Raw genomic sequence first — 16,574 nt, forward strand, 5'->3', positions numbered from 1 at the left:
TCAAGCGGAAAGCCGCCCCAGACGGGCGGCAAAACGGGACGCATTCTAAACAAACTCAGCGAAGGGCGGCGGCACCGTATGGCAGATTGCCGGTATATGACAGGACAAGCACCGCTGTGCCCCCTTTACCTGTAGGGGCGATTTCAATGCAGATCCGAAGGCCGAACCTGCGGTCCGGTCAGCGAATGAATTCGCCCCCACAAGTATCCACCGGCAATACCGTGACCTGTGGGGGCGATTTCAATCGCCAAGGGCAGCGCAGCTGCCCCACATCGAGCGGTCAGTCACGCGGCGGCTCCACGCCACGCAAGGGGATGGGTGCCGACATGACGATGGACGTCCGCGTCTCGCCAAAGTGGTTGATGCTGCCGACAAAGCGTTCCAGGTGGCGGATATCGCGGGTCACCACGCGCAGGATGAAGGAGTCCTGCCCGGTGACATGCAGGCACTCCAGCACCTCCGGCATCTGTTGCAACTGGGCGATCAGTCGCGCCTTGTCCGGCTGCGGGGTGGTCATGCCGATCAGCGCCATCACCCCGTAACCGGCCTTCTCCGGCGAGACCGTGGCGCAATAGGCCTCGATCACCCCGGCCTCCTCCAGGCGCTTGAGCCGCTCGGAGGTGGCCGGCAAGGACAGCGCCACTCGCGAGGCGAGGTCCGTCAGGGAAATGCGCCCTTCCCGCTGCACCACTTGCAGGATTTTCCAGGACTTGGCATCGAGCTCCATTTTTCTCAGGCCTCCCGGGCCAACTTCGTAAATTATTCAGGCGATCACCCAAAACTTCCGTAATCCCTGCATTCAGCCTCAATGCAGTGCAACGCAAAATATTGCCCACGTCCACTGCCTCCGGAGCCTGATCATGGCGGCCCTGCTGTTTCTCAAATCCGTCCTGATCGGCCTGTCCATCGCCGCGCCTGTCGGCCCCATCGGCCTGCTGTGCATCCAGCGCACCCTGGGCCATGGCGCACGCATCGGTTTCATCAGCGGCCTGGGCGCCGCGGCGGCGGATGCCTGCTACGGGGCACTGGGAGCTTTCGGCATCGGCGCCATCACCCGCGCCTTCGTGGCGCTGGCCACCCCGCTGGCCATAGTCGGCGCCCTGTTCCTGGCCTGGATGGGCCTGAAGATGTTGCGTGCAAAGCCGCCGGAACGCGCGGCCAGTGCCAGTGACCCGGTCCGGGCGATGCCGGCGTTCGTCTCGGTGTTCCTGCTGACCCTGAGCAACCCGCTGACCATCCTGTCCTTCGTCGCCATCTTCGCCACCCTGTCCGGCGGAGAGGCCCTGTCCGGTGCGGGCGGGCTGGTGATGGTGCTGGGCGTGTTCTGCGGCTCGGCGCTCTGGTGGCTGGCACTGAGCTTGGGCGTATCCACCGTTCGCCACCGTCTGGGTGTAGGCGCCATGCAATGGATCGACCGTACTGCCGGCGTCTTCTTGCTGGGCTTCGCCGCCTGGCAGCTGGCCCGAGTGGCTGCCGGTTGAATCTGGTGCCTGACTCATCACTTAACTTGTAGGAGCGAGCTTGCTCGCGAATAGTCCGAGCGCAATCTTTCGCGAGCAAGCTCGCTCCTACAGCAACTCAGCTGGGTAGCCCGGTGCCACTGGTCGTTACGCCCGGTAATCCCCACGCTCCCCAATCCTCGGTCTTTCGGCCAATTAACCGATCTATATCGGCCTTTCCATTTATATGGCGCGGCATTTGCTTTCATATTTGCGACCTAAACAGATAGATATCGATTTAGGCCCAACTCAAGCCCACCCAAAGGTTGCCGCAATTGATCAAGCACAGACTCCCCCGCCTCCTGGGCGCCGCCTTGTGCGGCCTGCTCGCCACCCAGGCCCTGGCCGAAGAACGCACCCTGCGCGTCTACAACTGGTTCGACTACATCACCCCGCAGACGCTGGACAACTTCAAGAAGGAAAACGGCGCCAAGCTGATCTACGACATCTTCGACACCAACGAAGCGCTGGAAGCCAAGCTGCTCACCGGCAACTCCGGCTATGACGTGGTGGTGCCGTCCAACGTCTTCCTCGCCAAGCAGATCCAGGCCGACGTGTTCCAGCCGCTGGACCGCAGCAAGCTGCCCAACTGGAATCACCTCGATCCGCAGCTGATGAAGCTGATCGAGGCCAACGATCCGGGCAACCGCTTCGCCGTGCCCTACATGTACGGAACGGTGCTGATCGGCTTCAACCCGGCCAAGGTAAAGGCAGCCCTGGGCGAAAATGCCCCCGTGGACAGCTGGGACCTGATCTTCAAGGAAGAGAACATCGCCAAGCTCAAGCAATGCGGTGTGGCCCTGCTGGATTCGCCGTCGGAAATCCTGCCCATCGCCCTGCATTACCTGGGCCTGCCGCCCAACAGCAACCAGCCGAAGGACTACGACAAGGCCGGCGAGCTGCTGCAAAAAATCCGTCCCAACGTCGCCTACTTCCACTCCTCCAAGTACATGGCCGACATCGCCAACGGCGACATCTGCGTAGCCGTGGGTTACTCGGGCAGCTTCTCCCAGGCGGCCAACCGTGCCAAGGAAGCGGGCAACGGCGTGGTGGTGGACATGCGCCTGCCCAAGGAAGGTGCACCGGTGTGGTTCGACATGCTCGCCATCCCCAAAGGCGCGAAGAACCCCGAGGACGCCCATGCCTTCATCAACTACCTGCTGCAGCCCCAGGTGATCGCGCCGGTCAGTGACTTCGTCGGTTATCCGAACCCGAACAAGGACGCCACCGCCCTGGTCAACCCGGAAATCCGCAACAACCCCAACCTCTATCCCACCGCCGAGGCCCAGGCGACCCTCTTCACCCTGCTGCCACTGGAGCGCAATGCCGAACGCGCCCGCACCCGTGCCTGGACGAAGCTGAAGTCGGGGACCTGACGGTCGAAAAACCTGTGGGGGCGATTTCAATCGCCAAGGGCAGCGCAGCTGCCCCCCTATGATTCCCAACGGCAGGCCTTCTGCCTGCTCAGCGACTGAAGTCGCCCCCACAAGGTTTCCCCCGCAGCACCGAGCCCTGTAGGGGCGAATTCATTCGCCAAGGGCAGCGCAGCTGCCCCATCGCTGCGATCCAGCGCCCCGCACCCGATCAGCACCCTCCCCCACCTCCTCCCGCACCCGGTCTATGCTTTCTGGCGCGTTCTCCAAAGCGTTGGCAGCCTGCCAAAAGAAGTGGCACAGGCACACAAGGGGTTGGCACGGACAACAAGCTCCCCGCCGACGGCCAGGGGCAGACTAGGACTGCAGATTTCTGCCCTGCACCCGCAACAAAGTCCAATAATTCAGGGAGCCGCCCCAATGCGAATAACCAGGATCCTCGCCCAATCAACGCTGGCCCTGGGCGTCTCGCTCATCGGCCTCGGCAATGCCAGTGCCGAGCTGCCGGCCGATACAGGCATCGGCCAGACCACCTTGCCCTTCCCGCCGGAACCGCACCGCGCGTACATCGTCGACGTCGAGTTCGAGAGCTTCGTCGCCGGTCGCGTGACTGTGGTCGACCCCGAGAAGAAGAAAATGCTCGGCATGGTGCCCACCGGCTTCGCCGCGCCCTCTACCCTGAGCCGCGACGGCAAGACGCTGTTCACTGCCGACCTGTTCTACTCCCGTGGCACCCGTGGCACCCGCACCGACGTGCTGACCGCGTGGGACACCAGCACCCTGTCCCCCTCCTATGAAGTGCTGATCCCCACCAAGCGCGCCGAGGCCCTGACCCAGCGCTACTCCCTGGGCACCAGCACCGATGACCGCTTCGTCTACGTCTACAACTTCACCCCGTCCACTTCGGTGACCGTGGTCGACGTCAAGGCCAAGGCCGTGGCCGGCGAAATCGCCATCCCTGGTTGCGTGCTGAACTACCCGGTGGGCAAGCGTTCCTTCGCCTCCCTGTGCGGTGACGGCAGCGTGCAACTGGTGACGCTGAACGACGAAGGCAAGGAAGTCTCCCGCACCCACACCGCCTTCTTCGACCCCAACGCCGAGAAGCTGGTTGAGCGCGCCTACGCCGTGGGCGACATCTACTACTTCGTCACCACCACCGGCACCGTGCGCGGCGTGGACTTCTCCGGCAAGCAGCCGAAAGTCCTGGAAGCCTGGGAGCTGGTGACCGACGCCGCCGAGAAGAAGGCTGGCTGGGCGCCTGGCGGCTGGCAGCTGATCACCGTCGCGCCGAAGCTGAATCGTCTGTATGTGCTGATGCATGACGCCCATGAAGCGATGAAGTGGGAAGACCCGAGCCCGATCGTCTGGGTCTATGACCTCAAGACGCACAAGCGCATCGGTACCCTGGAAGCGCCGAACCCGATCTGGAGCCTGCAAGCCACCAGCGACGAGAACCCCCTGCTACTGGGCACCAACATCGCCGGCGGTCTGGAAGTATTCGACCTGAAGAGCGGCAAGCACACCGGCACCATGGAACGCATCCAGAAGACCGCGACCCAGATCCTCAGCCACTGACGAGGTGCAGCCATGCAACTTGATCCCATATTCATCATCGCCGCCGCCCTCGCGGTCGCGGTGATCCTGGCCAGCGCGGCGACCCACAAGCTGCGTGCGCCAGCGCGCTTCGCCAACCAGGTGGAGGATTACCAGTTGCTGCCGCGCGGTCTGGTACGCCCGGTGTCGCGTCTCGTGCCCTTCATCGAAGTGGCCGTGGCCTTCGCCCTGCTGGTGCCCGCCAGCCGTCACGCTGCAGCACTGGCCGCCGCCGCGCTGCTGGCCGGCTACGCCGGGGCCATCGCCATCAACCTGTGGCGCGGCCGCCGCGACATCGACTGCGGTTGCGCAGGCCCTGAACAGGCCCAGCCGATCCGCCCGGTGCTGCTGGCACGCAACGCCGTACTGGTAGGCCTGGCGCTGGTCGCCAGCGTCGCCCCCCACAGCCGCGAGCTGGGTGCATTCGACATCTTCGTCGTGATCGCCTCCAGCGCAGCGACCCTGCTCCTGTATGCCGCTGCGGATGGCCTGATGGCCAACGCTCCCCGTCTGCTCAAACTCATTGGAAGGTGAATCATGGAAGCCCTTATCGTTTCCAACGTCCTGCTCTGGTGCCTCTTGATCGCTCTGGCCTTCGCCGTCATGGGCCTGGTGCGTCAAATTGGTGTACTCCACGGCCGCCTGGCCCCGGCCGGCGCGCTGATGGTCGACAAAGGCGTGGCCGTCAACGAACCCGCCCCGAAAGTCACCGCTGCCGACCGTAACGGCCGTCCGGTGAACTTCGGCTACGCCGGCGAGAAAGCCCAACTGCTGTTCTTCCTCTCGCCCACCTGCCCGATCTGCAAATCCCTGCTGCCGGCCATCAAGTCCATCGCCAAGGACCAGGCCGACCGCCTCGACGTGATCTACGTCAGCGACGGCGACATGGACGCCCAGCAAGCACTGATCGCCGAGCACAAGCTGGAAGACGCCACCTACGTGGTTGGCCCGGAAGTCGGCATGACCTACCAGATCGGCAAGCTCCCCTACGCCGCCCTGGTCGACAAGGCCGGTGTGCTGCGCTCCAAAGGCCTGGTGAACTCCCGCGAGCACCTGGACAGCCTGTTCGAGGCCGAACACCTGGGCAGCGCCACTCTGCAGCATTACCTGCACAACCACGCGCACGACCACGGCGCGCACAACCACTAAGGAAGGGAGCCCTCCATGAAACTGCTAGACCGCCTTTTCGAGCGCTCCACGCGCCATGTCGCCGACACCACCTCCCGGCGCAAACTCCTCGGCCGCATCGGTTCCCTGATGGTGGCCGGCGCCGCCCTGCCGGTACTGCTGCCGATCGACCGCACCAGCAAGGCCCTGGCCGCCGACAAGCCGATGGCCGGCGACCCGGGTGATCCCAACAGCTGCGACTACTGGCGCTACTGCTCCGTCGACGGCTTCCTGTGCAGCTGCTGCGGCGGCTCGGTGACCTCCTGCCCGCCCGGCACCGAGGCCTCCCAGGTGACCTGGATCGGCACCTGCCGCAACCCGGCCGACAACAAGGACTACATCATTTCCTACAACGACTGCTGCGGTAAGCACAGCTGCGCCCAGTGCGCCTGTACCCGCAACGACAGCGAGGAACCGGCGTACCGTCCGTTCAACAACAACGACGTCAACTGGTGCCTGGCGGCCAAGTCGCACATCTACCACTGCACCGTTTCCATCATCCGCGGCGTCGCGATCTGACCCGCCGGAGGGCTGCCATGCGTTACCTGTTGATTGCCGGACTGATGTGCGCAATGGCGGCCCCGCTGGCCATGGCGCGCGCCATTCCGGACCCGAACCAGAAGCACGCGCCGGGCAACGAAGCGCCGCAAACGCCCATCTCCCAGGCCGGCTACAGCACCCCGGTGAACTACCAGCTGCAATGCGCTGGCTGCCACCTGGGCGACGGAACCGGCTCCAAGGCCAACGACACGCCGAAGATGAAAGGCTTCGTCGGCAACTTCCTCAAAGTGGAAGGCGGTCGTGAGTTCCTGGTGCGCGTACCGGGCATGTCCCAGTCGGCGCTGAACAACGCCCAACTGGCCGAACTGATCAACTGGATGATGCGCAAGGACGGCATTGCCGGCAGCAGCGTGCCTGACGACTACAAGCCCTACACCGAGGCCGAAGTCGCGAAAATCCGCAGCGTCACCCTGCTCAACCTGCCGGACACCCGCGCCGGCCTGATCAAGCAGATGCGCGAAAAAGGCATCGCCATCGACGATGGCATGGACAACGCCTACTGAGTTTTATGCTGGACGGCTTGCAGCCCGCCTTTATGGCGGGCTTTTTTTTTGCGTGCACCTTGTAGGTCGGTGCGGGCGGCGTTCCGCTAGAGCGAAGCGAAACCCAACGATCGAGGCCCGAAGCCGCGATCAATCCTTCGACCTCGTGGCTCAACTACCTGGCTAACTGCCCAGGACATCCAAAAGACGACTCAAGACGGCCGCTTCCACGGCCCCCTGGTCATCGCCTTCGCTGAAAACGGCGCAGCTTGCAGAGTTGCCCGCGTGGGCACAGCGATAGACCGCGACTGTGCTGCCCGGTCCGCTTCCCGTGTGTCCGCAAAGCGTCAGACCGTCGCTCACAGCACCAATCATCAAGCCGAGGCCATATCCGGGAGCGGTCCAGGGTCTACCAGGAATCGGTCCCCCAAGGACGAGCGCCGCCTGCATTTCCTGAAGCAACGAATGAGGGAGCAGTTGCCCACTCAACAACCGTTCCAGCAATAAGGCCGCGTCCGAAAGCGTGCCGAGCAGCAAGCCGTGATAGACCCAGCCCGGATCGTAACCGCGCATTACTCCCCGACAGATACCGCCCAGTTGCTCGCCTGACCTTGCGAGCGACACATGCGGCACGGCGAGAGGCGCCAAGACTCGTTGCTTCAACGCCTCCTGCAGCGAAAGGCCGGTCAGGCACTCGAGCAGTTGTCCCACGTACAGGTAACCCACATTGGAGTATCGCCATTGAGTTCCGGGCGGATAACGCAACCTGGAGGCGTCAAGCCGAGTCAACATCTCCTCAGCCGGCCAGGGCGTATCACCACGAGCAACGGCTGCGTGGTACTCAGCCAGCTCACCGTAGTCCGCCAACCCCGCCTGATGGCGCAGCAACTGACGCAAAGTGAACGAGCCTTCCGGGACTACTTCATCAAGCTCAATCAGGCCGTCACGCACGAGTGACAAGGCAGCAGCAGCCAACACGGTCTTGGTGAAGCTCCACCAGGGCACTACTGCGTCAGGCTGCGTGGGGGCTAGCAGATCACCGTTCGAGACGACGGAAAAAAGCATTGGATACATGTCCTTATTTGGTAAGCAAAGCCGTGCTTCCAGATGCCTGCGGCAAATCGTTTGGCTGTGTCTGCATTACGTGTTGCAAGTAGCTGCATTGCCCGTAGGAGCTGGCTTGCCAGCGAATGGCCCCGTTTCCCTAGCAAGCCAGCTCCTACAAGGCTCCTGGACCGATGGCCCATCTCTGGCAACAGCTAACGCAGGCATAGCCAATCGTTTCACCGGGCGACGGAGATTATGCACGTTTGATCAGCGATCAAGCGGCGTTGCTTGCTCTGGCAAGCCGCTGGATTGTGGTCGTCTGGCTGCCCAACCCCACGCAGCGGACTAGCTGCGGGGCTGCAAGAGGGCCAGCACGACTGTCAACGCAGCCAGTATGGCGGTAAGCGTCAAGGGCCCCATGGCGCCATAGGTATCCACGACGTAGCCGCCGACAACCGCGCCGATGGTGATGGCGACCTGGAAGGACGTGATCATCAAACTCCCCGCTGCTTCCAGCGCGTCAGGCGCCGCACGGGACAGGTTGATCGGAAGCACCACCGGCGCCATGCCAAAGGCGAGGCCCCACAGCGTAGCGAAGCCGAAAGCAACGTCGAAGCGCACGCCCCAAAGCACCAAAGCGAGCGCCGCAAACGTCATCAACACGGCTGTGGTCGTGACGGCCATGTGGATATTGGCGTCGGCCATGCGGCCACCCACGACATTGCCCATCACAGCGGCGATACCGAAACCGAGCAGCGCCAGGGCAATCGGTCCGGTTGCCAGGTGCGTAACCTGTTCGAGGAACGGGCGCAAATAGACCGATCCCGCAAAATGCCCCGTCATCAGCAAGAGGATGGCCAGCATGCCGAGCTGGATGCCACGTCGGCGTGTCAGCCGCAGGACGTCGGCAAGACTGTTGCTTGTGGTTGCAGGCAATGTCGGCAGGGCGAGCCACTGCAGCACCATTGCAAGTCCGGCCAGCCCCGCTGTCATGGCCATGGCGCTGCGCCAGCCCAGCCAATCGCTGATCAATGCACCCATCGACGGTGCGGCTATGGTGGCGAGCGAGACGCCAAGGGTAACCATAGCCATCCCCCGCCCCGTCGCATTGCTACCCACCAGCCTCGCTACGACGGCAAACGAAAGCGCCCAGAAACCGCTGAGGGCAATGCCCAGCCCGGCCCGACCTAACAACACTTGCCAGAACTCTGTCCCCACAGCCGCGAGAATGTTGGAGATGATCGCCAAGGCGCTGAGCCCCATCAGCACCGTCTTGCGGTTCAACCTACCGATGAGAACATTGCTCAACAGGGCCATCACGGCGCCGACAGAAGCCGTGGCAGTGACGACCTGTCCCGCTGTTCCCTCGCTGATGCCGAGATCGCGCGCCATTGGTGTCAACAGGCCCGCCGGCAAAAACTCGGCTGACACCAATGCAAAGCTGGTAGCCGCCATCGAAAGGACGGCGAACCAGGTGGCCAGGCTCCACGTGGTTGGCGCATCCGCATTCAGGTCTATCAGCTCACCATCGAGCTGTAATGTTTTGTCCGTCATTGAAGTTTTCCAAGTCGTCGAGAGAGCTGCAATGCCGAGAGAAGCTCGGCCCGCGCAATGTAGAAACTCTCAACATGGAGAACTAGACTGCCGCTTCAAGAGTCAGTATCTCGGAAAATGAGAATATGGATCGAATAGAAGCCATGGCTGTTTTCGTTGCCGCAGCGGATGAAGGAAGCCTTTCAGCCGCCGGACGGCGACTGCAGATGCCACTGCCCTCGGTCAGCCGAAAACTGGCTGATCTGGAGGCTCACCTGGGTGTGCGATTGATGACCCGATCGACGCGGCAACTGACGTTGACAGATGCGGGGCGCGACTACCTGGTCGCGTCTCGCGAGATCCTGGATCGTGTGGCCGAAGCCGAACGAACGGCCATCGGCGGCAACATGAGCCCGCGGGGCGAGCTGGTCATCGCCGCACCGTTGATGTTTGGGCGCCATCATGTGCTGCCGATTGTCATGGAGCTCTTGAGTCAGTCCGACGATGTCAACGTTCGCCTGGTGCTCAGCGATTCCAACGCGAACCTGCTTGAAGAGAACATCGATGTGGCCGTGCGCATTGGGTCCCTTCCCGACAGCGGCCTGACGGCGAGACAGGTGGGCGAGATCACCCGGGTCGTGTGCGCCAGTCCCGCGTACCTTGAGAAGCATGGGAAGCCGAAGACCCCGTCCGATCTGCGCAACCACGCGTGCGTGACCTTCGCCGGACTCTCGTCATCGCACGCGTGGTCGTTTTCCTGCTCGAAGGGCACGACGCGGGTGCCGATCCGCTCTCGCTTGACCGTCAACACCGCCGATGCGGCCGTGGCCGCCGCTACGGACGGCCTTGGTATCACCCGAGTGCTGTGCTACCAGGCCGCTTCCCAGTTCGCGCAGAACTCACTGGTCCGCCTCCTGAGGGAGTACGAGCCCACGCCATCCCCGGTGAACCTGCTCTATGCGCGCCAGGGAAGGCTGCCTGCAAAGACGCGTTGCTTTCTGGCGCTTGCGGCCGAACGCCTCACACAAGCGCTGGCCGGGAGCGAGTAGCTTGAAGGCCGTGCATCACCTCCGCGCCGTTTGCTCTACTGCGCGCGGCAATGCATGACGACTTCGTCGACCGCGCGCTGCACGTCGCCACGCCGGTAGCGCAGCAGCGCGAGATCGGCAGCGTCGGGTTCGTATGACACCACGTTGCCGCGCCCCGTGTAGATCGCGAAGTCGGGCAGCAGCGGATGCTCCTGGTCGAGCGACGGCACATCCTGTGGATGGCCGGCCGCGCGGAAGAACGCTGCGAAGTAGTCGGCGAAGCTGAGGTTCTCGTCGCCGACGAGATACGCCTTGCCGGTTTCACCACGCTGCAGCGCACCCCAGATCGCTTCCGACAGCGATTGCGTCGAGATGAAGTTACTGCCACCGGCCGGTCCGAATATGGGCAGCCCCGCAAGCTTACCTTCCGCGTAGCCGGTGTAAGCGGCGAACATCTCGTTGCGCAGCCCCGGCACCGACCCGACCACGAACGGCGCATTGATGCTGCACACCTCGAACGACGGCGTCGCCAGCGCGCGCACGCGTTCGTCGGCCAGATGGCGCGAGCGCACGTACGGTACCGACTCGATGAGTGCCGGCGCAACCTGCGGATAGAAGCTGCCGACCAGTACGGCGCGCTTCACGCCCGCGTCACGGGCAAGCGCGAAGAAGCGCGGCACCGCGTCGACGTTTGCGCGCTCCCAGTGCGCGGCTTCGTCGGTGCCGGGCGGCAGGTGGCGGATGTCGTTGCCGGCCGCGAACACGACCGCGTCGAACGGCGCCAGGTCATCGCGCGTGAAGTTACCAGCCACGTAGTCACGCGCCAGCACGTCGAACTGCGCGAGCGCGCTGTCGGCCGCGGGCGGCTTGCGCGCGGCGAGCGTAATCTGGTTGCCCTGCGCGTGCAGGTGCAGCGCGGCATGGCCGCCGATGAGACCGGTACCGCCGACGATCAGGATCTTCATAGTATCTCCGGTAGCGGCGCAGGCACGCCGCGAGAAATGAACGGATGAAGCCGCTTCTGCGTGCGGCTGGCGCTCAGAAATTGAAGCCGTTGCCCGTGACGACGGGAATGTTGGTCCAGAAGCCGTTCGGGTCGCGGTACCAGCCGGCCGCCGCGAGCGCGCCGCCGTCGACGTGCAGTGTCGTGCCGGTGACCCACGCGGCGAGCGGGCTCGCAAGGTACAGCGCGGCCCCCGCGACGTCGCCGGCCTCGCCGAAGCGTCCGAGCGGAATCCAGCGCGAAATGTGGTCCTGGTGCTCCGCCGCCACCATCGCGCTGACAGGCACCTGCGGCGTCTCGGTGGTTTCGGGCGCGATCTGGTTCACGCGGATGCCGACCGGCCCGAGTTCGAGCGCGAGGCTTTTCGTGAAGCCGGTCAGCGCAGCCTTGAACGACGCATACACGGTGCAGTTCGGAATCGCGCGGAAGCCTTCGATCGAGGACACGCCGACGATACTGCTGCCCGCGCCGCGCTTGCGCAGCAACGGCAGCATTGCTTGCGTGACGATGAACACCTGGCGCAGGTTCACGTCGAACAACCGCGCGATGTCGTCGTCGGTGTAATTGTCGAACGGCTTCGCGATCTGCAGGAAATCGCCGACGTTGTTGACGAGCACATCGAGCCCGCCGAAACGCGCGTCGACCGACCGCGCGAATGCGTCGACCTCGTCGCGACGCGTGACATCCACGATGCCGACGAGCGCGTCGACGCCCGCTGCTTCGAGCGCGTGCCGCACGTCCTGCGCGCGAGCCGCGTCGATCTCGGCCACCGCAACGCGTGCGCCCGCCGCACCGAACGCTTCAGCGCACGCTCGGCCGATACCCGCGCCGCCGCCGGTGACCAGCACCGTCTTACCGGTAAATGAAATCATCGATGTACTCCTTCGAGTGGAAAAGCATTGCGCCGCATTACAGCGACGACACCAGTTGCGCGTTGTCGATCCGCAGTTCCGCGCCGGTCACGAAGCGCGATTCGTCGGATGCGAGGAACAGCACGAGATTCGCGGCAGGGACTCTCGATTGATGCGAGAAGACGCCCTAGATGCCGTACCCGCCGGACACGTTCAGCTGCTGCCCAGTGATGTAGGCCGCGTCGTCGGAGGCCAGGAACACGGCGGCACGACCGATTTCCTCGGCCTTACCCCAGCGCTTGAGTGCAAGCATCTGCAGCGTTTCGTCGATCCACCGCTGGTCGAACTGCCCCTGCTCCAGGAGTTGCGGGAACATGCCGGCCTCGATGACACCGACCAGGACGGAGTTCGCACGGATGTTGTAGCGGCCTTCCTCGCGGGCGAGTCCCTTTATCAGCGACTCGTTGGCGGCCTTCGGCGCAACCGACAGGCCATCACGGTCCGGCCAGCGCAGATGGCCGGCAGAGCCCAGCGTAACGAACGAACCGCCCCCCGCGGCCCGCAGGTGCGGTAGCGCAGCCTTGGCGGCATTGAAGAAGCCCATGACTTCGACATCGATGGCGCGCTTCCAGTCGTCACGGCTCATTTCGCTGATGTGGAGCTGGTTCACGAATGGGCCAGCCGCCCACACAACGGTGTGCACGCGACCGTGAATCTCAATGGCTGCGTCCAGCGTTTGCTCGACCTGGGCAACATCGGTGACGTCGACCTGGTGGGTGCTCGCGTCGACGCCCTCTTCCCGGATCTGGTTGGCGACACGCTGTGCCACCTCGACCTTGCTCCGGTAAGCGACTGCGACCGGGACACCCGCACGCGCGAACTCAAGGGCAACGCCTTGTCCGATACCACCGCTACCGCCAAAGACCAACGTGGCGCCCCCTGGGAATCCGCTCTTTCTCATCTTTGCTTCTCCTGTTCTCGGTTGGTCGACACGTTGTCGCCGAGAAAAAGTATCAGCAATAGATCCCGCACTGATCGCTCAATTCAGGTGTAAATAGAAAGTATCCCCAGGTGATACTTTGCGGTGGCGTGTAGCGGTACGCGGCACGAACGGCGGCACGACGGCCGGTGTCACTTGGCCCAGAAAATTCGGGGGTCGGTAAGGCGAGCCATGCAAAGCATGCTGTACCAGTCCGTCTGCCCGTCAGGCAGAGAGCGATCGTCGGTCGCGAGCTCGCGCATGCGCTGCGAAAGTGACGTCATCATCTGGCGCAGCTGGTCCATGGACCCGCGCGACAACTTGACGGTTTCGAGCTGCCAGACTGACTGTGGGTCCTGGAAGTCCATCGCTTCAAAATGCCGGCGCATTGCGTCGTTCACTGCTCGTCGCAACGGGCCTCCCGGAATCCACTCCGGATGCCGTACGGTCAGCAGACGCACACGGTTGCCCGGAAACAAATCGAGCAAACGGAGTTTTTCAAGTCGCCGCAAGTGAAGGAAGATGCCCGCCTCGTCCAGATCGAACTCCTGCTGTATCTCCCGGGGGGACCAGTCATAGCGCAACAACAGGAAGATGAACGCAGTGAACGGGGCATCGGCCAATCCCTGCTCCTGCTCGATGCTCAACACGTGAGTCTTGGTATCGCTTCGCCGCGCCGCCAGCTCGGCAAGGTCGATGAGGCGCACGCCCACAATGGAACAGACTGACTCGAGCATCGAGACACTCAGACCATGCCCGGTCAATTTGCGCTTGATGGTCGTCTCGCTCACGTTCAACTGCTCGGCGATGTCGCAATAGCGGATATTGCGATCCTTCAACAAGCGCTTCAGTTCCGCGAGCAGCAGCGTTTCATCGGTGGTGCCATCGAGGTTCTTCGGATGCATTGTCGGGCGTCTTCCAGTCGCATGTTCGGAACGCTCGCAACGCCGTGCCAAGTTGCGCTGTTCGGTGGGTATGAAGGGTGGGCACGCACTATATCCCCCGCCAACGCAGCTGAGTAGGTAATGCGCACCCGCCTGCACGCCCGCCGCGAGACCTACGGCGTTACCAGGGCTACGGTGATCAAGAAAGAAAGGCCGCTCGTGTTTCGCCTCTGCCCCGAGTGGGCTTCGTCCGGGCGCCCCTAGTCAGTTCGCTCACCGCTGATCGACTTCCCATCCTTGGCCGCGGCCTCGGTCTCCTGCTCCTCGACCTCTATCATCTGGGCCTCGACCTGAGCTACCTGCTCCTCCATGGCCTCAGCCTCCTCCACTGCCGCATCGCCTAGCTGCGCGCGCACGACGAACTCATGCAGCAGGAACAGACTGACGTCGTCGTCGGTGCGCTCGCTCCCTACCTTGAACGGCCTGTCGATGACGTTGAGCAACCGCAGCAGATACAGGAAGAAGAATGATAGGAAACCGAGCGTGACCAGCGACTCAGGTAACCCCTCGAAGTTGGTGAACAGGACCATCCCAAGGATTACGACCACGAGGCTGACGATCATGGCGTATGCCGACGGCAGGAATTCTTCGCGTTGAATATGGTAAATGCGCAGCAATGACTTGCGGAGTCCCGCCTGCTCCCCCCGCAGCCGAACGATATAGTTGGCCGGTACGTCAGTGTTCTCCAATTCAAGGAACGACTGCGAAAGATCCTCGATGGCGGCTTGGCAATCGCGGCTGTTGCCTGCGTTGATGTCCAGGCGCAGGTTCGTGACCACGGCGATGAGTTGCTTGCGTAAGGTCGGAAGGTGAGGCTTGCCCCACACGGTGTGCATGGACTCACATTCGCGCAGGATCGCGTACAAGCCGGCGGCCAGATCGGTCGGTGCCCGCTCCGCGTCGCGGTAGTCGGCCAATGTGCCGGCCACCACGAGGCCCATGACAAAGACGCCGCCGCCGACGATGCTCGACGCAAGCGCGCTGACCGACATCCCCTCGATCCCGATCTGCCAGAGCAGTGCCCTAATCGCGACCAGGACGGCCACTACCACGACCGTTTCGGCGGCTACGCGATAGCTCCCGAATATACGCTGCAGCATCAATGACTCCTCCAGGGCACGCCCCTTGGTGTTAAGTCCACGACGGTAAGGCTTCAGCTTGAATCTTTAGCCGCCCACTGCAACTACGGGTGGAACTTCTTAGTCCATTTCCGACATACCAATAGATGACTGCAGCAAGTTACTGGTGGCTGCGAAAACCTCGTTGGACCGCATCACACGGTCCGCTCCAGGACAACCCGAACAGTCAAGCAGAGTAGAAGACCGCCACTGCTGTGACTTGAAGAGTGTCGGTATTTCCCCTGGCTCTTGGTGCACTGACCTGCTTGAGGCTAGCGCCTGCGAAAACAGGCATCAACCCGCCACTCGCAGCTGGCCTGCAGCAGGTCGACGGTACCTGCGCAGTCGAGGATAACGCCCAGGCACACCCGCTCCAGACCGGGCGAGGGATAAGGTCGGCTCGTCGAGCGGAATGACCTGCGGCACCCGGGCCCCGCCCTAAGTGTTCATCCTGGCGCGGGGACTATACTGCCTTGACCCCTCCGGGCCCCAGCTTGCAGCCTGCATAGGTAGCCGTCGCCTCCGCTGCATCCAGTCCGCTTCCCCGGAGGCAGCAATGGCCGCTATGCAAGGAGGAAAAGACGTGATGCCCACCAATCACCAACAGTTCGCGCATGCGATGACCGACATGGATGCGGTCGAGATCAAGGTCACGATCCGTCCCGATCAGGAACTGCTCGCGGAGCGGGCGATGGCACTCAACGAAGACACTGCGGAAGTCCGAGAGCTTTACTTTTACGATACCCCCCAGCTCGATCTGTTCGAGGCTGGGGTTGCGTTGCGCACCCGCCTCGTCAAGGGGGACGCCGATGATTCCACCGTCAAGTTCCGGGAGGTGGAGGCCACGAACATCGCCGAGTCCTGGAAGCAACAGCCGGGCTTCAAACTGGAGGCCGATTGTGTCGGCGACCGGGTGGTCTGCTCGGCATCGCTTACGGTTCGGCAGAAACGTGACGAAATAGATGCTGTCGCGAAGGGCAAGCGGCCGATCGAGAAGCTCTTCTCCAAGGAGCAGGAACGGCTCCTCGGCGAACTCTATAAAGGCACAGTTGACTTCAGTGCTCTGCGCGTCCTCGGTCCGATTCGCGTGTTGCGTTGGAAGCTCAAGGAAAAGGACTTTGACTACGAATTGACACTTGAGGAATGGAGGCTCCCGAATGGTGAGGATCTTGTCGAGGTTTCGATCAAGACGCCGCCGGGAGAGGCACTCCAGGCCAGGATGGCCTTCGAGCAGCACTTGCGCGAACTCGGCCTCGATCCGATGGGGGCGCAGGAGACCAAGACGCGCACTGCCCTGAACTACTTTGCCAAGGCGCAGGGCTAAGCGAAATGGTAGCGCGCACCTCGTGACGAGCCGCGCATCCGCCGCGCCCGTAGCGACAGCACCAGGACTTGA

At 63.1% G+C, this 16,574-nt stretch carries 17 protein-coding genes and 1 pseudogene; 9 read left to right on the forward strand and 9 right to left on the reverse strand.

The window, feature by feature from the left end; all coding sequences use genetic code 11:
• Nucleotides 1-280: 280 nt before the first annotated feature.
• On the reverse strand, nt 281-727 hold the full coding sequence (locus tag DM872_RS10355; protein ID WP_179059408.1) for an Lrp/AsnC family transcriptional regulator: 447 nt from the start codon (nt 725-727) through the stop codon (nt 281-283).
• Between the two features lie 133 nt (nt 728-860).
• Here DM872_RS10355 and DM872_RS10360 point away from each other — a divergent pair, with 133 nt between their 5' ends.
• From DM872_RS10360 to DM872_RS10390, 7 genes are all read left to right on the forward strand, one after another.
• Nucleotides 861-1,481 carry a LysE family translocator gene (locus DM872_RS10360; RefSeq protein ID WP_179059409.1) on the forward strand — a complete coding sequence of 207 codons (621 nt, stop codon included), beginning with the start codon at nt 861-863 and terminating at the stop codon, nt 1,479-1,481.
• Between the two features lie 293 nt (nt 1,482-1,774).
• Nucleotides 1,775-2,875: a polyamine ABC transporter substrate-binding protein gene (locus DM872_RS10365; RefSeq protein ID WP_373273698.1), complete on the forward strand. Its 1,101-nt coding sequence runs from the start codon at nt 1,775-1,777 to the stop codon at nt 2,873-2,875.
• Nucleotides 2,876-3,292: 417 nt separating this feature from the next.
• On the forward strand, nt 3,293-4,447 hold the full coding sequence (locus tag DM872_RS10370) for an amine dehydrogenase large subunit (RefSeq protein WP_179059411.1): 1,155 nt from the start codon (nt 3,293-3,295) through the stop codon (nt 4,445-4,447).
• Between the two features lie 12 nt (nt 4,448-4,459).
• Complete coding sequence (locus tag DM872_RS10375) at nt 4,460-4,999, forward strand: MauE/DoxX family redox-associated membrane protein (protein ID WP_179059412.1); 540 nt, start codon at nt 4,460-4,462, stop codon at nt 4,997-4,999.
• 3 nt (nt 5,000-5,002) lie between these two features.
• Complete coding sequence (gene mauD / locus DM872_RS10380; protein ID WP_179059413.1) at nt 5,003-5,614, forward strand: methylamine dehydrogenase accessory protein MauD; 612 nt, start codon at nt 5,003-5,005, stop codon at nt 5,612-5,614.
• Nucleotides 5,615-5,629: 15 nt separating this feature from the next.
• A complete protein-coding gene (locus DM872_RS10385) occupies nt 5,630-6,151 on the forward strand; it encodes a methylamine dehydrogenase light chain (protein WP_077524623.1) in 522 nt (173 codons plus the stop codon).
• A gap of 17 nt (nt 6,152-6,168) precedes the next feature.
• Nucleotides 6,169-6,696 carry a cytochrome C gene (locus DM872_RS10390; protein WP_179059414.1) on the forward strand — a complete coding sequence of 176 codons (528 nt, stop codon included), beginning with the start codon at nt 6,169-6,171 and terminating at the stop codon, nt 6,694-6,696.
• 162 nt (nt 6,697-6,858) lie between these two features.
• On the opposite strand, the gene DM872_RS10395 is transcribed toward DM872_RS10390, so the two are convergent.
• Both DM872_RS10395 and DM872_RS10400 read right to left on the reverse strand, forming a co-directional pair.
• Nucleotides 6,859-7,740, reverse strand: coding sequence for a serine hydrolase domain-containing protein (locus DM872_RS10395; protein ID WP_179059415.1), 882 nt, complete (start codon nt 7,738-7,740; stop codon nt 6,859-6,861).
• Nucleotides 7,741-8,067: 327 nt separating this feature from the next.
• Complete coding sequence (locus DM872_RS10400; RefSeq protein ID WP_179059416.1) at nt 8,068-9,276, reverse strand: MFS transporter; 1,209 nt, start codon at nt 9,274-9,276, stop codon at nt 8,068-8,070.
• Nucleotides 9,277-9,401: 125 nt separating this feature from the next.
• Between DM872_RS10400 and DM872_RS10405 the strand changes: the two genes are divergently transcribed.
• A complete protein-coding gene (locus DM872_RS10405; protein ID WP_179059417.1) occupies nt 9,402-10,304 on the forward strand; it encodes a LysR family transcriptional regulator in 903 nt (300 codons plus the stop codon).
• A 35-nt stretch (nt 10,305-10,339) separates the two neighbouring features.
• On the opposite strand, the gene DM872_RS10410 is transcribed toward DM872_RS10405, so the two are convergent.
• From DM872_RS10410 to DM872_RS10430, 6 genes and pseudogenes are all read right to left on the reverse strand, one after another.
• Nucleotides 10,340-11,248 (reverse strand): NAD-dependent epimerase/dehydratase family protein, encoded by a 909-nt coding sequence (locus DM872_RS10410; RefSeq protein WP_179059418.1) that lies wholly within the window; start codon nt 11,246-11,248, stop codon nt 10,340-10,342.
• Between the two features lie 73 nt (nt 11,249-11,321).
• Nucleotides 11,322-12,158 (reverse strand): SDR family NAD(P)-dependent oxidoreductase, encoded by an 837-nt coding sequence (locus DM872_RS10415; protein WP_179059419.1) that lies wholly within the window; start codon nt 12,156-12,158, stop codon nt 11,322-11,324.
• Between the two features lie 37 nt (nt 12,159-12,195).
• Nucleotides 12,196-12,291, reverse strand: a pseudogene (locus DM872_RS30700) (short-chain dehydrogenase); the annotation flags it as partial.
• Nucleotides 12,292-12,324: 33 nt separating this feature from the next.
• On the reverse strand, nt 12,325-13,098 hold the full coding sequence (locus DM872_RS10420; protein ID WP_179059420.1) for an SDR family NAD(P)-dependent oxidoreductase: 774 nt from the start codon (nt 13,096-13,098) through the stop codon (nt 12,325-12,327).
• 170 nt (nt 13,099-13,268) lie between these two features.
• Nucleotides 13,269-14,021 carry a helix-turn-helix domain-containing protein gene (locus tag DM872_RS10425; protein ID WP_179059421.1) on the reverse strand — a complete coding sequence of 251 codons (753 nt, stop codon included), beginning with the start codon at nt 14,019-14,021 and terminating at the stop codon, nt 13,269-13,271.
• Between the two features lie 239 nt (nt 14,022-14,260).
• Complete coding sequence (locus tag DM872_RS10430; RefSeq protein WP_179059422.1) at nt 14,261-15,160, reverse strand: hypothetical protein; 900 nt, start codon at nt 15,158-15,160, stop codon at nt 14,261-14,263.
• A 574-nt stretch (nt 15,161-15,734) separates the two neighbouring features.
• Between DM872_RS10430 and DM872_RS10435 the strand changes: the two genes are divergently transcribed.
• Nucleotides 15,735-16,502 (forward strand): hypothetical protein, encoded by a 768-nt coding sequence (locus tag DM872_RS10435; protein ID WP_179059423.1) that lies wholly within the window; start codon nt 15,735-15,737, stop codon nt 16,500-16,502.
• Nucleotides 16,503-16,574 lie beyond the last annotated feature (72 nt).

Source organism: Pseudomonas taiwanensis, assembly GCF_013393345.1.
GTDB lineage: Bacteria > Pseudomonadota > Gammaproteobacteria > Pseudomonadales > Pseudomonadaceae > Metapseudomonas > Metapseudomonas resinovorans_C.

Coding starts and splice junctions, on each gene's coding strand:
- DM872_RS10355 (WP_179059408.1), bottom strand. CDS start 727: ATGGAGCTCGATGCCAAGTCCTGGAAAATCCTGCAAGTGGTGCAGCGG.
- DM872_RS10360 (WP_179059409.1), top strand. CDS start 861: ATGGCGGCCCTGCTGTTTCTCAAATCCGTCCTGATCGGCCTGTCCATC.
- DM872_RS10370 (WP_179059411.1), top strand. CDS start 3,293: ATGCGAATAACCAGGATCCTCGCCCAATCAACGCTGGCCCTGGGCGTC.
- DM872_RS10375 (WP_179059412.1), top strand. CDS start 4,460: ATGCAACTTGATCCCATATTCATCATCGCCGCCGCCCTCGCGGTCGCG.
- mauD (WP_179059413.1), top strand. CDS start 5,003: ATGGAAGCCCTTATCGTTTCCAACGTCCTGCTCTGGTGCCTCTTGATC.
- DM872_RS10385 (WP_077524623.1), top strand. CDS start 5,630: ATGAAACTGCTAGACCGCCTTTTCGAGCGCTCCACGCGCCATGTCGCC.
- DM872_RS10390 (WP_179059414.1), top strand. CDS start 6,169: ATGCGTTACCTGTTGATTGCCGGACTGATGTGCGCAATGGCGGCCCCG.
- DM872_RS10395 (WP_179059415.1), bottom strand. CDS start 7,740: ATGCTTTTTTCCGTCGTCTCGAACGGTGATCTGCTAGCCCCCACGCAG.
- DM872_RS10400 (WP_179059416.1), bottom strand. CDS start 9,276: ATGACGGACAAAACATTACAGCTCGATGGTGAGCTGATAGACCTGAAT.
- DM872_RS10405 (WP_179059417.1), top strand. CDS start 9,402: ATGGATCGAATAGAAGCCATGGCTGTTTTCGTTGCCGCAGCGGATGAA.
- DM872_RS10410 (WP_179059418.1), bottom strand. CDS start 11,248: ATGAAGATCCTGATCGTCGGCGGTACCGGTCTCATCGGCGGCCATGCC.
- DM872_RS10415 (WP_179059419.1), bottom strand. CDS start 12,158: ATGATTTCATTTACCGGTAAGACGGTGCTGGTCACCGGCGGCGGCGCG.
- DM872_RS10420 (WP_179059420.1), bottom strand. CDS start 13,098: ATGAGAAAGAGCGGATTCCCAGGGGGCGCCACGTTGGTCTTTGGCGGT.
- DM872_RS10425 (WP_179059421.1), bottom strand. CDS start 14,021: ATGCATCCGAAGAACCTCGATGGCACCACCGATGAAACGCTGCTGCTC.
- DM872_RS10430 (WP_179059422.1), bottom strand. CDS start 15,160: ATGCTGCAGCGTATATTCGGGAGCTATCGCGTAGCCGCCGAAACGGTC.
- DM872_RS10435 (WP_179059423.1), top strand. CDS start 15,735: ATGGCCGCTATGCAAGGAGGAAAAGACGTGATGCCCACCAATCACCAA.